At 60.9% G+C, this 15,365-nt stretch carries 14 protein-coding genes; 6 read left to right on the forward strand and 8 right to left on the reverse strand.

Features of this window, described 5'->3' with window-relative positions; genetic code table 11:
• Positions 1-174 precede the first annotated feature (174 nt).
• Positions 175-2,928 (reverse strand): aconitate hydratase AcnA, encoded by a 2,754-nt coding sequence (acnA, locus tag HCZ30_RS09300; protein ID WP_167638008.1) that lies wholly within the window; start codon positions 2,926-2,928, stop codon positions 175-177.
• 235 nt (positions 2,929-3,163) lie between these two features.
• Here acnA and HCZ30_RS09305 point away from each other — a divergent pair, with 235 nt between their 5' ends.
• On the forward strand, positions 3,164-3,865 hold the full coding sequence (locus HCZ30_RS09305; protein ID WP_167638009.1) for a DUF1223 domain-containing protein: 702 nt from the start codon (positions 3,164-3,166) through the stop codon (positions 3,863-3,865).
• Here HCZ30_RS09305 and HCZ30_RS09310 read toward each other — a convergent pair.
• From HCZ30_RS09310 to HCZ30_RS09320, 3 genes are all read right to left on the reverse strand, one after another.
• Positions 3,817-4,734 carry a lysophospholipid acyltransferase family protein gene (locus tag HCZ30_RS09310; protein WP_167638010.1) on the reverse strand — a complete coding sequence of 306 codons (918 nt, stop codon included), beginning with the start codon at positions 4,732-4,734 and terminating at the stop codon, positions 3,817-3,819. The two genes, HCZ30_RS09305 and HCZ30_RS09310, sit on opposite strands and share 49 nt — an antisense overlap.
• Before the next feature lie 66 nt (positions 4,735-4,800).
• Positions 4,801-5,817 (reverse strand): FliG C-terminal domain-containing protein, encoded by a 1,017-nt coding sequence (locus HCZ30_RS09315; protein ID WP_167638011.1) that lies wholly within the window; start codon positions 5,815-5,817, stop codon positions 4,801-4,803.
• 69 nt (positions 5,818-5,886) lie between these two features.
• Complete coding sequence (locus HCZ30_RS09320; RefSeq protein ID WP_167638012.1) at positions 5,887-6,369, reverse strand: autoinducer binding domain-containing protein; 483 nt, start codon at positions 6,367-6,369, stop codon at positions 5,887-5,889.
• Between the two features lie 120 nt (positions 6,370-6,489).
• Here HCZ30_RS09320 and HCZ30_RS09325 point away from each other — a divergent pair, with 120 nt between their 5' ends.
• Positions 6,490-7,098, forward strand: a complete 609-nt coding sequence (locus HCZ30_RS09325) for a helix-turn-helix transcriptional regulator (protein ID WP_348640369.1) — start codon at positions 6,490-6,492, stop codon at positions 7,096-7,098.
• Positions 7,099-7,101: 3 nt separating this feature from the next.
• Here the strand turns inward: HCZ30_RS09325 and argC are convergent, their stop codons facing one another.
• Both argC and purB read right to left on the reverse strand, forming a co-directional pair.
• On the reverse strand, positions 7,102-8,004 hold the full coding sequence (gene argC / locus HCZ30_RS09330) for an N-acetyl-gamma-glutamyl-phosphate reductase (RefSeq protein ID WP_167638013.1): 903 nt from the start codon (positions 8,002-8,004) through the stop codon (positions 7,102-7,104).
• Between the two features lie 51 nt (positions 8,005-8,055).
• The gene (gene purB, locus HCZ30_RS09335) at positions 8,056-9,360 is read right to left on the reverse strand and encodes an adenylosuccinate lyase (RefSeq protein WP_167638014.1); all 1,305 of its coding nucleotides are present in this window, start codon (positions 9,358-9,360) and stop codon (positions 8,056-8,058) included.
• A 177-nt stretch (positions 9,361-9,537) separates the two neighbouring features.
• On the opposite strand from purB, the gene HCZ30_RS09340 reads away from it, so the two are divergent.
• The 3 genes from HCZ30_RS09340 to HCZ30_RS09350 all read left to right on the forward strand — a co-directional run bounded on the left by HCZ30_RS09340 (position 9,538) and on the right by HCZ30_RS09350 (position 11,683).
• Positions 9,538-9,963, forward strand: coding sequence for a DUF6314 family protein (locus HCZ30_RS09340; RefSeq protein WP_167638015.1), 426 nt, complete (start codon positions 9,538-9,540; stop codon positions 9,961-9,963).
• Between the two features lie 72 nt (positions 9,964-10,035).
• Positions 10,036-10,920: an endonuclease/exonuclease/phosphatase family protein gene (locus HCZ30_RS09345; protein ID WP_167638016.1), complete on the forward strand. Its 885-nt coding sequence runs from the start codon at positions 10,036-10,038 to the stop codon at positions 10,918-10,920.
• Positions 10,921-10,951: 31 nt separating this feature from the next.
• On the forward strand, positions 10,952-11,683 hold the full coding sequence (locus HCZ30_RS09350) for a heme-dependent oxidative N-demethylase family protein (protein WP_167638017.1): 732 nt from the start codon (positions 10,952-10,954) through the stop codon (positions 11,681-11,683).
• Positions 11,684-11,738: 55 nt separating this feature from the next.
• On the opposite strand, the gene glnA is transcribed toward HCZ30_RS09350, so the two are convergent.
• Together glnA and HCZ30_RS09360 are read right to left on the reverse strand one after the other, a co-directional pair.
• On the reverse strand, positions 11,739-13,145 hold the full coding sequence (gene glnA, locus HCZ30_RS09355; RefSeq protein ID WP_167638018.1) for a type I glutamate--ammonia ligase: 1,407 nt from the start codon (positions 13,143-13,145) through the stop codon (positions 11,739-11,741).
• A 53-nt stretch (positions 13,146-13,198) separates the two neighbouring features.
• Positions 13,199-13,537 carry a P-II family nitrogen regulator gene (locus HCZ30_RS09360; RefSeq protein ID WP_167638019.1) on the reverse strand — a complete coding sequence of 113 codons (339 nt, stop codon included), beginning with the start codon at positions 13,535-13,537 and terminating at the stop codon, positions 13,199-13,201.
• 175 nt (positions 13,538-13,712) lie between these two features.
• Here HCZ30_RS09360 and HCZ30_RS09365 point away from each other — a divergent pair, with 175 nt between their 5' ends.
• The gene (locus HCZ30_RS09365) at positions 13,713-15,302 is read left to right on the forward strand and encodes an NAD(P)H-hydrate dehydratase (protein WP_167638020.1); all 1,590 of its coding nucleotides are present in this window, start codon (positions 13,713-13,715) and stop codon (positions 15,300-15,302) included.
• Positions 15,303-15,365 lie beyond the last annotated feature (63 nt).

Raw genomic sequence — 15,365 nt, forward strand, 5'->3', positions numbered from 1 at the left:
ACCGAAAAACACGGGTGCATTGCGCGCTTAATTGAGTTCTCACGCTTGGGCGAGTCCTGTCAATCTTTTTTAGAGTGAAAATTCGCATTCTCCATGCATCCTAGAGGAGAACGAAAAGTCCCATAAAAAAAGGCCCCGCCGAAGCGGAGCCTTTTGATTTCTATCCGGAATTTATCAGGACTTGGCGAGGTTACGCAGCACGTAGTGCAGCACGCCGCCGTTTTCGATGTACTCGATTTCCGGAGCCGTATCGATGCGGCAGCGGACGTCGATGGTCTTGGACTCGCCGTTCGCGTAGGTGATCACCGCCTTGAGGACTTCCAGCGGACGCACCGTTGTCAGACCCTCAATGGTGACGGTTTCGTCGCCGGTCAGGTTCAGCGAAACACGGGTATCGCCTTCGGTGAATTCGAACGGGATCACGCCCATGCCAACGAGGTTCGAGCGGTGGATACGTTCGAACGATTCCGCGATGACGGCCTTCACGCCGAGCAGGGCAGTACCCTTGGCAGCCCAGTCACGCGACGAACCAGCACCGTACTGTTCGCCGCCGAAGATGACGAGCGGGGTGCCCTGTTCCTGATAGGCCATCGACGCGTCGAAGACCGAAGTCTGCTCGCCATCCGGACCCTTGGTGTAACCACCTTCGACGCCGTTGAGCATCTCGTTCTTGATGCGGATGTTGGCGAAGGTGCCGCGCATCATGATCTCGTGGTTACCACGGCGCGAACCGTAGCTGTTGAAGTCCTTCGGAGCGACCTGACGTTCCAGCAGGTACTTACCGGCCGGAGTGGTGTCCTTGAACGAACCAGCGGGCGAGATGTGGTCGGTGGTGACCATGTCGCCGAGGATGAGGAGGACTTTGGCGTTTTCGATGTTCTTGATCGAGCCTTTGTCCTCGGACATGCCTTGGAAGTACGGCGGGTTCTGGATGTAGGTCGACGAAGCCGGCCAGTCGTAGGTCTCACCTTCGGTGGTCTCGACGCCCTGCCACTTCTCGTCGCCCTTGAAGACGTCAGCGTACTTGCTGAGGAACGCTTCGCGGGTCACGGTTCTTTCGACCAGTTCGGCGATCTCGGCGTTGGTCGGCCAGATGTCCTTCAGGTACACGTCCTGACCGTCTTTACCCTGACCGAGCGGCTCGGTGGTGAGGTCGATGTTCATGTCACCTGCCAGCGCGTATGCGACGACGAGCGGCGGCGACGCGAGGTAGTTGGCACGAACGTCCGGCGAAATGCGGCCTTCGAAGTTACGGTTGCCCGACAGGACCGAAGTCGCGATCAGGTCGCCCTCGGCGATGGCTTCGGACAGTTCCGGAGCGATCGGGCCCGAGTTACCGATACAGGTAGTGCAGCCGTAGCCGACGAGGTTGAAGCCGATCGCATCGAGATCTTCCTGAAGACCGGCGGCCTTGAGGTACTCGGTCACGACCTGCGAACCCGGTGCGAGCGAGGTTTTGACCCACGGCTTGCGGTCCAGACCCAGTTCACGAGCCTTGCGGGCCACGAGGCCAGCGCCGATCAGAACGTAGGGGTTCGAGGTGTTGGTGCACGAGGTGATCGACGCGATCACGACCGAACCGTCACGCAGCGCGTAGTCCTGACCTTTGACAGCCTGCGACTTGCGCGGGTCTTTTTCTTCGATCGGGGTCGGGGTCGGTGCTTCGGCTTCCATGGCTTCGGCAGCCATCGAGGTGTCGATACCGCGGTAGTCGTTGACGACGTTCATGAACGACGATGCAGCCTGCGTGAGTGCAACGTAGTCCTGCGGACGCTTCGGACCCGAGATCGCCGGAACGATGGTGTTCATGTCCAGCTCGAGGGTGGACGAGTAGATCGGATCGTAATTCTCGTCGCGCCAGAAGCCATTTTCCTTGGCGTAGGCTTCGACCAGAGCGATGCGGTCTTTGTCGCGGCCGGTCTGCTCGAGGTAGTGCAGGGTTTCGTTGTCGATCGGGAAGAAACCACAGGTCGCACCGTATTCCGGAGCCATGTTCGCGATAGTCGCACGCTGTGCGAGCGGCAGATTGTCGAGGCCTTCGCCGTAGAATTCGACGAACTTGCCGACAACGCCGTGCTTACGCAGCATTTCGACGACCTTCAGAACGAGGTCGGTGCCGGTGGTGCCTTCGACCATCTCGCCGGTCAGCTTGAAGCCGACGACTTCGGGGATCAGCATGGAGATCGGCTGGCCGAGCATTGCAGCTTCGGCTTCGATGCCGCCAACGCCCCAACCCAGAACAGCAAGACCGTTCACCATGGTGGTGTGCGAGTCGGTGCCGACGAGGGTGTCGGGGTAGGCGACTTCGTTGCCGTCCTGATCGGTGTCGGTCCAGACGGTCTGTGCGAGGTATTCGACGTTAACCTGGTGACAGATACCGGTGCCCGGCGGAACAACGCGGAAGTTGTTGAACGCGTTCTGACCCCACTTGAGGAACTGGTAACGCTCCATGTTGCGTTCGTATTCCAGATCGACGTTCTTCTGGAACGCGCGCGGGTTACCGAATTCGTCGATCATGACCGAGTGGTCGATGACGAGGTCGACGGGGACCAGCGGGTTGATCTTCTTGGGGTCGCCGCCCAGTGCCTTAATGCCGTCGCGCATAGCGGCGAGGTCGACAACAGCCGGAACACCGGTGAAGTCCTGCATCAGAACGCGGGCAGGGCGGTATGCGATTTCGCGCGGGTTCTTACCGCCGAGGGTCGCCCATTCGGCAAACGCCTTGATATCGTCTACGGAAACCGAGAAGCCGTCGTCTTCGAAACGCAGCAGGTTTTCGAGAACCACCTTGAGCGAGGCGGGCAGCTTGGTGAAATCACCGAGGCCTGCTTCGGTAGCGGCAGGGATAGAATAGTAGGAAACCGACTTGTCGCCGACGCTGAGCGTGCGGCGTGTCTTGGCGGTATCTTGGCCGACCTGAATGGGCATAGGATACTTCCTTATGTTTGGCGTTGGCTGTTCTGGGCTGCTTTTGCCCTATGAATAAAACCCGATCAAGGGAGATCTTGGTGTTTTGTATACCATTGCACACAAATACTCTCAAGAGGTGCGAATGGGCGAATTTGCAACGCATGACATTGTGTCACAACCCTCGCAATTCATTGATTGGCCTGTCTGGCGGGGCTGGGTTATGCCGAACCTACCCAAGTATACGGACTGTTTCATGACATCACGTAGCCTGCTTCTCTGTCTCGGGCTTTTGAGCATTACTCCGCTTCCCGCGTTGGCCGAGGATCAACCCGTCGTCGTCGAGCTTTTCACGTCGCAGGGTTGCAACTCGTGTCCGCCCGCCGATGCGCTGTTCGAACGCCTTGCACAGAACGACGATGTCATCGCCCTGTCGCTCCACGTCGACTACTGGGATTACATAGGCTGGGCCGACAGTTTTGCGAAACCGGAGTTCACCGAGCGCCAGAAAAACTACGCCCGCGCCGCCGGTGCCCGTTCGATCTACACCCCGCAGTTCATCATCGGTGGCCGTGATCAGGTCGTCGGTGCAGAGCCGATGCCGCTTGTTGAAAGCATCCACCGTCAGGACCGCAGCGCTGTGACCGTAACGCTGGATGTCGAACGTGAGGGCGGCATGATCGAAGTGGACGCCACCGCACAGCAGAGCTTTGCCCAGCCGCTGATCGTGCAGGTCGTGCGCTTCATGCCGCACGCTGAGGTCGCCATCGAGCGCGGCGAAAATGCAGGCAAGCGCGTGGGTTACGCCAATATCGTCACGGATTGGGACGTGGTGAGCGAATGGAATACCCAGTCGCCACTCGATCTGGAAGTCGCCGTCGAAGGCGACGAGCCCGCCGTCGTGATCGTTCAGGAACCGGGGCCGGGCGCGATCGTCGCCGCAGCCCGCGCTTTCTGAGGTTTCCAGCGGTTGTGAACCCAGAACCACTGCTCGGGATGCGCAGTCACATGCGCCTCTAGGCGGCGAGTCATTTCGGTCATCATGGTTGCGGCATCGGTGTGGGCGATGGGCTCTTCGATGAACACCTCAAAGCCGTTCGCCGTCCGCACTGCAAAGTAGGGTACCACCAGCGCGTCCATCCGGAGCGCAATGTCCGCCGCAGAGGTCGCCGTCATCGCCTCATGGCCGAGGAAATCCACCAGCACCCCTTCGGGGACCGCCACGTCGAACAGCAGTGTGCCCATGCCGCCCGATTTGAGGTGCCGTGCAAAACCCGCCGTTCCGCGGCGCCCTTGCGCGAAAACGGGGCCGGACATTTCGGTCATCGTCTTGGCGTAGTGCTCGTTCACCAGCTTGTTCTTCATCGGACGGTAGAGGCCGCCGATCTCGTAGCCCATCGCGGTCAGCACCTGACGCGGCACTTCGTGGTTGGAAAAGTGACCCGTCACGAACAGCACCGGACGACCCGCCGCCTTGGCCTCCGCAATATGTGGCAGGCCGGCACCATGAACCGGCGCGCCGTTGAGCCGTTCACCAAGCTCGCGCCATGAATAATTCTCGATCAGCGTACGGCCCATGTTGTCCAGCACGCCGTCCGCAACGCGGCGACGCTCGGCCTCCGCCATGTCGGGATAGATCAGCGCAAGGTTTTTCATCGCGCGTTTACGGTAGCCCGCGAGCGGCCCGATCACCTTGCGCACCACCGACCCCATGAGCGCGGTGCGCCGCTCGAACGGCATCTTCATCAGCCCGCCGATCAACGTCCGCAGAACGGCGTCGATCAAACGGTCGGAAAGCGTGCCTTTGTCAGTGGTGTCAGAGCTCATGTCGGGTCTTTCTGTGTTGCCTTCCAGATAGACCGTGGCCCCGTGTTTCTCAAGAAGTGCGGTGCGTCATGCCTCCTCCATCCTGTGAATCAACGTGACCTCGCCGCGTTCGACCAGTTCGCGCAGGGCTGTCATCATGAGGTTCTGCGCGTCCTCTGCCTCCGCCGCCGACATGGGGGGCAGTTCCGCGATTTCCTCGGACAGCTGCGCGGCCATGCGTTTCGACATATTGCCGAGGATGTAGTCGGTGACCTCCTGCGCATCCCCCGCAGCGGCCAGAGCGCGGACGAGGTCGGGTTGCGCCATCGCCTTTGCCAGTTTGGGCATGTCGGGCGGAGCGATACGGGCGGGGATGTCGGAAAAGGTAAAGATCGCGCGCCGCACCTCGCTGGCGAAGGCTTCGTCTTCCTGCCGCAACTCCTGCAGCACAGCGTCCCGCGTGCCGCTGCGCGAAGCGGTGAGGATCTCGCCCAGCCGAGTCGGGGCGGGGGCTTTGAACACGGGCACCTCCGTCGCGCCGTAGTCCATCAGCAAGGCGCGCCCGATGTCGTTCACCGTGTCCACATGGACGTCGGCCGTGAAGGACATCGCATAGGTGATCCGCCGCGCCAGCGAGCCGTGGATGAGGCCGAGCACTTCTGCCGCCTTGGGAATCGGCAATTTCGACAGGGTGATCGCGCCGACCTCTACCGCTTCGCGCTGCATGATCCGCGCGAGGTCGTGTTCTGGAAGGGCCGCGATGACGGGCCATGGATCGCCGCCCGAAAGCTCCTCTTTGATCCGGCTGGCCGCGCTGGGGCTCAGGTGGCTCGACAGCGTGGTCAGCGCCGCGCCCATCCCTTGCGGACCGCTCAGCCCCATAGCGTCAAGCTCAGTGACAAACTCGTCGATCACCGCGTCCATCGTCACGCGATCGACGATCCCCAGCGCCGCAAGCTGCCGCGTCAGTTCAAGCTGCACCTCGTCGGGCAGTTGCGACAGGGCCATCCGCTGCCCGTCGGTAATCAGAAGCTGCACGATCAGCGCCGCTTTCTGTTTGCGGGTCAGGTCGCGTTGAAAAAGAACACCACTGCCGTCAGGCATGACAAACTCCATCCGGTTTGGGCCAGAATAGCGCCCAATCCTGAACGAAGCGTTAGCGGTCGGCGGAAATCAGCGACCTTGGTACTCTGCCATGAGTTGTTTGATTTCGGCGATCTCTGCGGGTTGCTCTTTGGGATCGACGGCGGTCAGATCGTGCAGGTCCTGCGTGATTTGCAGCAGCTCTGCCATCTCGCTTTCGGTAAATTCGCGGTCGCCGCGCGCGTAGCCGCAAATCGAACGGGCCTGGCCCGTTTTGACCGAACAGACGCAGCCGAACCGCAGCCCGTGTGCCGCAGCTTCTTTAAAAACAGTGTGATCGCCCACATCAGGCGCGTCGGACCAGCGCAGGGTGCCTTCGTTCTCGAACGACCAGATGACCATCGGATCGGTCATCACGTGGTTATCCTTGTTGTATTTATCGGCCCAGACCTTGGGGAATGTCACAAAGAGGTAGGCGGGTGCGACACTGATCTGCACACCGAGCGAGAAGCCCGCTTCGGCCAATGCATCGGCTCTTTTGAGTAGGCTGTTGATTGCCTGCTTGCGAGACATAGTTAATTTTCCACTCGCCCAATAGTTGCGGTCGATGCTAAGAAAAGCATTATGCTGTTAATTCAACTATAGTGTGCGTATCCAAACGTCAAAACAGAACAAAGGCGGTAAGCGGTTCTCGTGCTGCAAAACACCATGAACACCGACGACCTTGTAGACGAATTGGAGCAACTGGCTCCCGCGGGATACTACGTCGCGCTTCGTCTCGGTTTTGCGTTTCCGCAGAAGGAAATGAACTCGCTGCCGAGCGAGTGGATCGAGCATTATGGTTCTCATGGATATCTGCTGCGCGATCCTGCGGTGCGTTGGGCCTACACCAATCACGGCGCGATCCGCTGGAATGAACTTGACACCGGCGACCGCACGATCTTTGACCGCGCGTCGGAGTTCGGGCTGAAGTACGGGACCGTTGCGGCGGTGGACGATGCGCCGAAATCCTTCGTCTACGGTGTCCGCGCAGACCGCGAGCACACCGATACCGAGGTCGAGCGGATGTACGAGATCATCACGCTCCTCCACGACTGGAGCGCGCCGCCGGAAAACCTCACTGCGGCAGAGCTGGAAGCGCTCGGCATGATCAAGGACGGGATGCGTCTGAAGCAGATCGCTTACGAACTGGGTGTGACCGAAGGTGCGGTAAAGCAGCGTCTGAAGAACGCTAAAACAAAACTGCGCGCCCAGACGAGCGCGCAGGCAGCGGCTAAAGCCGCGACTTACGGAATTCTGTAAGCCTTAGAGGCCAGCGTCCTCGGCAGCGCCGATCATCAGATTGAGGTTCTGCACGGCAGCACCAGAAGCACCTTTCCCAAGGTTGTCGAGCGTCGCGGTCAGCGTGATGATGCCCGCCTCGTCGTTGCCGTGAACCGACACGTCCATATAGTTCGTGTTGTTCAGCTTGGTCGCTTGGGTGCGGGCCTCTGCCGGAACGACGTTGATGAACTTCTGACCCTCGTAGAAGGCGGCCATAGCGTCGTTGATCTGACCCACGGTCGCGTTCGCAATCTGGTCGGTGTGCAGGTGAAGCTGCACGATCATGCCTTGGGCGAAGTTGCCGACCGACGGCTGGAATGCGGGCTGACGGTCGAGGCGACCGAAGCGCATGATTTCCGGCACGTGCTTGTGGCCTTGGTTCGAGGCATAGAGGAAAAAATCGCCCGCAGTGCCGTCGTCGAATTCGCCGATCAGGGCCTTGCCGCCGCCAGTGTAGCCCGACACGCCCGTAAGCACGACAGAGGCGTCAGACGCCAGCAGGCCAGCGTCACGCAGCGGGCGGAGCAGGGCGATGGAACCCGTCGCATAGCAGCCCACGTTGGCCACGCGGTCGGCGTGCTGGATCGCGGCGCGCTGGTTAGGCAGTTCGGCCATGCCGTAGACCCAGCCTTCGGCCACGCGGTGCGCGGTGGAGGCGTCGATGATGCGGGTATCGCCAGCGAGCTTGACCGCTTCGATGGCGGCATCGTCAGGCAGGCAGAGGATGGCAACGTCGGCTTCGGCAAATGCCTCTGCACGCGCGGCGGGGTCTTTGCGGCGCTCGTGATCGACTGAAACCAGAGTGATGTCGTCACGGGTTTCCAGACGCTCGCGAATTTGAAGGCCGGTGGTGCCGGCTTCGCCGTCGATAAAGACCTTTGCCATACTCATACCTCCTGAAAATGGAATGACGCGCCCGAAGGCGCGCCTGTCAGCTTATTCGCCGAATACACGCTTGAAGATAGTGTCGACGTGCTTGGTGTGATAGTCCATGTCGAACTTTTCGTTGATGCCGTCTTCGCCCAAAGCGGCGACAACATCAGCGTCGGCAAGCAGTTGTTCGCGGAAGTCCACACGCTCTTCCCAGACCTTCAGCGCGTTACGCTGAACCATCGAGTAAGCGTCTTCACGCGAAACGCCGGCTTGGGTCAGCGCCAGCAGAACGCGCTGCGACATGACCAGACCCGGGAACTTGTTCATGTTGTCGAGCATGTTCTGCGGGAAGACGAGCATCTTGTCGATCACGCCGGTCAGGCGGGCAATCGCGAAGTCGAGGGTGATGGTCGCATCGGGGCCGATCGCACGCTCGACCGAGGAGTGCGAGATATCGCGCTCGTGCCACAGGGCCACGTTTTCCATCGCCGGAATGACGGCCATACGAACGAGGCGGGCAAGGCCGGTCAGGTTTTCGGTCAGAACGGGGTTCTTCTTGTGCGGCATCGCCGACGAGCCCTTCTGGCCCATCGAGAAGAATTCCGCGCCTTCCAGCACTTCGGTGCGCTGCATGTGGCGGATTTCGATGGCGACGTTTTCGATCGACGAGGCGATGACGCCGAGGGTCGCGAAGAACATGGCGTGACGGTCACGCGGAATGACCTGCGTGCTTATCGGCTCCGGCGAGAGGCCCATCTTTTCGCAGACGTGCTCTTCGACGCGCGGGTCGATGTTCGCGAAGGTGCCGACAGCGCCCGAGATCGCGCCGGTCGCGATTTCTTCGCGGGCGAGCTTGAGGCGGGCAAGGTTACGGTCCATTTCGGCGTAGAAACGCGCGAAGGTCAGGCCCATGGTTGTCGGCTCGGCGTGGATGCCGTGGCTGCGGCCAACGCGAACGGTGTTCTTGTGCTCCATCGCGCGCTTTTTCAGCGCGGCGAGCAGACCTTCGAGGTCTTTGATGAGGATGTCCGAAGCGCGGACCAGCTGAACGTTCAGGCAGGTGTCCAGAACGTCCGAGGAGGTCATGCCCTGGTGGACGAAACGGGCTTCTTCCGAACCGACGTGCTCTGCAAGGTGGGTGAGGAACGCGATGACGTCGTGCTTGGTGACGGCTTCGATCTCGTCGATACGAGCCACATCGAATTCGACGTCCTTGGCTTTCCAGACGGCATCCGCGTTTTCACGCGGGATCACGCCGAGGTCGGCCTGCGCGTCACATGCGTGGGCTTCGATCTCGTACCAGATTTTGAATTTGGTGGCGGGCTCCCAAAGAGCAACCATTTCGGGGCGGGAATAGCGAGGGATCATGGGCAGCGGCCTTTTCCAGCGTTTCGTCGTCGCGCGCGTCTTACTCTCGGTAACGTCAGGTCACAAGCTATGTGCCGCAAAATAACGCCGCAGAGGCGCAGATAAGCAGCATTCTTGCGCCATGTGGCATTTCGGAATTGCGAATGCTAACCCAAGCGCGAAACGACAGGGCCCGACATGACCGCACCTGACCTGATGAAATTCGCCGGCCGCTGGAACCTGACGCGCCGCATCGACGACCGCCTTTCGGGCGGCACGGGCACACTGACAGGCGTGGCGGAGTTCACGTCGCAAGGCGACCGCCTCCTTTACAGCGAAACCGGCCAGCTCAGGATCGGAGACGCCCCACCGATGGAGGCCACGCGCCGCTACATCTGGCAGACCGCAGTGGATCGGATCGAGGTGCTTTTCGACGACGGCCGCCCGTTCCATTTCTTCACCGCAAACGGGCAGGGCGCAGGCACCGACCACCTGTGCGGCGCGGACCTCTACCGCGTGTCCTACGACTTTACCGCATGGCCCGAATGGACGGCGGAATGGACGGTCGCGGGGCCGCGCAAGGACTACATTATGGCCTCCCGCTATGTGCTGCTGAACACGTAAAATTCAGCCGCCGCATATTGCCGCTTTTGCAGGTGTGTGACAGATATTACGCATCTTTGGGGCGAGACATTCATGCGCATCTTTACGTTGCTGGTCGCAGTAGCCGGTCTGGTGGTTCTTGGAGCCACCCACTTGGGCCGTATCTGGCCGCTCGCCGACAGCCTCGCCGTGGGCCGCCTCGTGCTTTATGCCGTTGGTTTGCTGGTCATGATCGCCCTCCTGATGCAGCGTCAACGCAAGATGGCGGGCGTGGTTCTACTCGCCGTCGCCGTCTCCGCGATCGTCACCTATCGCGACAATTCCGGCGGCGCGGTTGCCATGCCGGGGCCGCTGACGCTCTACCAGAAAAACATGCTGTGGAACGGCGAAACGCCGGACATGATCGTCAAGGACATCCGCGCATCGGGCGCCGATTTCGTCACGCTTCAGGAGGTCTCCAGCCTCAACCGCGATGCGCTCGCCGCGCTGAACGGCAAATACCCGTATCAAGCAAGCTGCGCGAGCCAAGGCAACGGCGGCATCATGATCCTGTCGCGCTTCCCGCTGATGACCTCGGACCTCGACTGTTCCGCTGGGTCGGGCCTGATCGTGTCGCAGGCCACGCTGGCGGACGGCTCGCAGCTTTGGGTCGCCTCGGTCCACCTCAACTGGCCCTATCCGTTCTCGCAGGACGTCCAGATCAACAAGATCGAACACGGCCTGCGTCAGCTTGACGGGCCGGTGGTCTTGGGCGGCGACTTCAACATGGTCGCTTGGGGCGCATCGGTGCAACGCGTGGCCGAAGCCGCCGAGTCCACCCGTGTGGGCGGCTACTGGCAGACCTTCCGCGGTTTCGGTGATCGCATCCCGCTCGCCATCGACCACGTCATGGTCCCCGAAGGCTGGCACGGCGTCGCCCAGATCCGCGACCCGCTCGGGTCCGATCACAACGGCCTCTTGGTGCATTTCGGACGCTGACAAAGCCTTTGCCATCGCGCAATGTCGCGTCATGGCTAGAGTGATCCTTCAATCCCGCATTCCCGACGACCAACGCGAAGCCGCCGCCGCGCGGCTGCCCGCAATGCGTCCCGTCGAGATGGCAAACTGGCTGGTGGTGGACGACGCCTACGCCGCGCAGATCGCCTATAAGGTCCACCTGATGGAGACATCGCGGGACAACGTCTGCCGCACGCTCGAAGGCGCGGAACCGGCGGTGCAAGAACTGCTGGACACGATCCTCGCCAACCTCGCCGAACGTCCTGATTTCACCGTGGGCGATGCCGTCACATGCCCCGATGGGCGAGAGGTGCAGATCGACCGCAGCGACCCCTTCATGACGCTCGCCCAGCTCGTGCAGGAAGACCTCTGCCTCATGGAAAAGCACGGCGATGAACACGTTCTGACCGCCGCGATCCTCGGCTTTCCCGCTGCGTGGACGCTGGCCGAGAAAATCGGCCGCCCGCTCACCGGCATCCACATCCCCGTGCCGCCCTACGACGACAACGTCGCCAAGCGGGTGCAGCGTCTGTTCGACGGCATCCAGCCGGGCAGGGCGATCTGGCGGGCGAACCTGCACACCTACGCGGACCCCGAACTGCACCACCGCCGGACCGAAAACGACCCGCGCCCCTACGTGGAAGAAGCGAACTTCGAACGCAGTGAACGCCAGACGCTCGTGCGGTTGCCAAAAACAGGCGCCGTAGTGTTTTCGATCCACACATGCATGTCGCCAAAAGCCTGAGCCTCAACGCAAAAAGGGCGCCCGAAGGCGCCCTTTCCAGTCAAATCCCGAAGGATTAGACCGAGTAATACATCTGGTACTCGACCGGGTGCGGGGTGTGCTCGTAGGAGTACACTTCTTCCCACTTGAGGGCGATGTAGCCGTCCAGCTGGTCCTTGGTGAACACGTCGCCTGCGAGCAGGAACTCGTGATCTGCTTCCAGAGCTTCCAGAGCTTCACGCAGCGAACCACAAACGGTCGGGATCTGCGCCAGTTCTTCTGCCGGCAGGTCGTAAAGGTCCTTGTCCGAAGCAGCGCCCGGATCGATCTTGTTCTTGATGCCGTCGATGCCAGCCATGAGCAGAGCAGCGAATGCGAGGTACGGGTTTGCAGCCGGATCCGGGAAGCGGGCTTCGACGCGCTTTGCTTTCGGCGACTGGGTCCACGGAATACGGACGCAACCCGAACGGTTACGAGCCGAGTACGCACGCAGAACCGGAGCTTCGAAGCCCGGGATCAGACGCTTGTAGGAGTTGGTCGACGGGTTGGTCAGCGCGTTCAGAGCCTTGGCGTGCTTGAGGATACCGCCGATGAAGTACAGAGCTTCCTGCGAGAGGTCAGCGTACTTGTCGCCAGCGAAGAGCGGCTTGCCTTCTTTCCAGATCGACATGTTCACGTGCATGCCCGAACCGTTGTCGCCAGCCATCGGCTTCGGCATGAAGGTTGCGGTCTTGCCGTAAGCAGCAGCCACGTTGTGGATAACGTACTTGTACTTCTGGATGTTGTCGGCCTGCTCGACCAGACCGCCGAAGATCATGCCGAGTTCGTGCTGACAGGTCGCAACTTCGTGGTGGTGCTTGTCGACCTTGATGCCCATGCGCTTCATGGTCGAGAGCATCTCGCCGCGGATGTCCTGAGCTTCGTCGATCGGGTTGACCGGGAAGTAGCCGCCCTTGTGGCCGGCGCGGTGTGCGAGGTTGCCGCCTTCGACTTCTGCATCGGTGTTCCATGCAGCAGCTTCAGCGTCGATCTCGTAGCCGACTTTGGCCGGAGTGACCGAGTAGCGAACGTTGTCGAACAGGAAGAATTCAGCTTCCGGACCGAAGTATGCCGCATCGCCGACGCCCGACGACTTGAGGAAAGCTTCAGCTTTCTTGGCAACCTGACGCGGGCAGCGGTCGTAGGCTTCTTCGGTGTCCGGCTCAACGACGTCACAGTGAACTGCGATGGTCTTTTCGGCGTAGAACGGGTCGATGTAGACCGACGAAACGTCCGGCATCAGTTTCATGTCCGACTGGTCGATCGACTTCCAGCCAGCAATGGACGAACCATCGAACATGAAGCCTTCTTCCAGGAAGTCTTCGTCAACAAGATCAGCAACGACGGTGACGTGCTGCAGCTTGCCCTTCGGGTCGGTGAAACGGATGTCGACGTATTCGACGCCTTCATCCTTGATAAGTGCGAGAACTTCCTGGTTGTTCATCCCTAGTTCCTCTTGGATTGAAATCTTTTCGGTAGGGTTACGCGGTAACGTGCTCAGAGAGCGTCGTCACCAGCTTCGCCGGTACGGATACGGATTGCCTGTTCGATCGGGGAAACAAAGATTTTGCCATCGCCGATCTTGTCGGTTTTTGCCGCTCCGATGATCGCGTCGATAGCAGCATCGACCTGATCATCCGACAAAACGATCTCGATTTTCACCTTGGGGAGAAAATCGACGACGTATTCTGCACCACGGTAGAGTTCGGTGTGGCCCTTCTGACGTCCGAAGCCCTTGACCTCGACCACGGACAGACCCTGGATGCCGGCATCCTGAAGAGCTTCCTTGACCTCGTCGAGCTTGAAAGGCTTGATGATCGCCTCAATTTTTTTCATGGACGCGACTCCCTCCACTTGGTGTTCGTTAGGCGTCAGATCATTTCTGCGAAGTCGGCACAATCCGGTAGTCTGACGCAGCCCGAACTGACCCGCGGAATCCATACGCGGTGATTAAAAAATGTGCAATACGCCCCGCGAGTGGGCAGTTTTGAATCGAAGGTTGATTAATCCGATGTCTTTCCTGCTGACCGCTGCCCAAATGCGCGCCAACGAGGCCCGTGCGATGAATTCCGGTGCAGTGAAGAGCATCGACCTGATGGAGCGCGCGGGGCAGGGCGTTGTCGATGCCATTTTGAGCCGTTGGCCTGAAATGTCAGGAACTTCGGGTCGCGCTTTGATCCTCTGCGGACCCGGAAACAACGGCGGAGACGGCTTCGTGGTCGCCCGCCTGCTGCACGATCGCGGCTGGAACGTCGACGTCCGTCTCTTCGGCGAGATCGCAAAGCTGCCCCCCGATGCCCGCACCAATTGCGACCGCTGGCTGAAGCGCGGCACGATCATTTCGTGGCAGACGCAACCCAAGGGCTGGGGCAACGTCCAGCTCATCGACCCCGTGGACGAACACCAGACCCCGCCCGACTGGTCGCCTGTGCCCGTCGCAGATCCGTGGCAATACACACTGATCGTCGATGCGCTCTTCGGTATCGGCCTGAGCCGTCCGCTGGATTTCAAGGAAGGTTTCAGCGCCCATCTGCCCGAATGCGACCTGCGCGACGAACCGGCCCGTCCCAAGGTCGTCGCCATCGACATCCCCAGCGGCCTCAACTCCGACACGGGCCACGTCCCCGAGGACGCCGATGCCCTCTGGGCCGACCTCACCGTGACCTTCAACGCCATGAAACCCGGTCACGTCCTGGCCGATGGCCCGTTCTATTGCGGGCACACAGTCATCGAAGATATCGGCCTGAAAAACGGTGAAAACATCGCCCGCCTGATTGAAGCGCCCAGCTTCTTTCTCAGCAAAACAACAGGCCACAAATTCGGCTACGGCCACGCCCTAATCCTGTCGGGCAACAAAGGCAAATGCGGCGCCTCCCGCATGTCCGCCCGCGCGGCGCTCCGTGTCGGGGCAGGGCTCGTGACCCTCGGCTGCCCCGAAGACGCGCTGGCCGAAAACGCCGCCCACCTCGACGCGATCATGCTCGAAGTCATCAACGATGCGACCTCGCTCACCAACTACCTCAAGGACGACCGCCTGAACGCCATCGGCCTCGGCCCCGCGCTCGGCACCTCGGACCGCGAAAAAGCCATCGTTGCCACCGTCCTAGATGCCAACCGCGCCACGGTCCTCGACGCCGATGCCCTCACTCTCATTGCAAGGAACGAAGACCTCTTCGCCAGACTCCACCCAAGATGCGTCCTCACCCCGCACGGCGGCGAATTCGCGCGTCTCTTCCCCGATCTCGCCGAGGACCTCAAAAACGGCGCCTCCAAAATCGAGGTCACCCAGCAAGCCGCGCACAAAGCAAACTGCTCCATCCTCCTCAAAGGCGCCGACACCGTCATCGCCTCCCCGGACGGCCAGACTTCGGTCCACGCCGCCGCCTACGACCGCGCCGCCCCGTGGCTCGCAACCGCAGGCTCGGGTGATGTCCTCTCCGGTCTCATCACCGGATGTCTCGCCCGCGGGGCAGACCCCCACCAAGCCGCCGAAACCGGCGCATGGCTCCACACCGAAGCCGCCCTCGCATTCGGCCCCGGCCTCATCGCCGAAGACCTGCCGGATCAGATCCCGCAGGTCCTTCGCAGCTTGGGCGCCTGATCTTCATTCTGACAAAAATACCTCCGCCGGAGGCAACAAAGCCGCCCGAAGGCGGCTTCACCA

The organism is Marivivens donghaensis (assembly GCF_011806565.1).
Taxonomy (GTDB): Bacteria; Pseudomonadota; Alphaproteobacteria; order Rhodobacterales; family Rhodobacteraceae; genus Marivivens; species Marivivens donghaensis_A.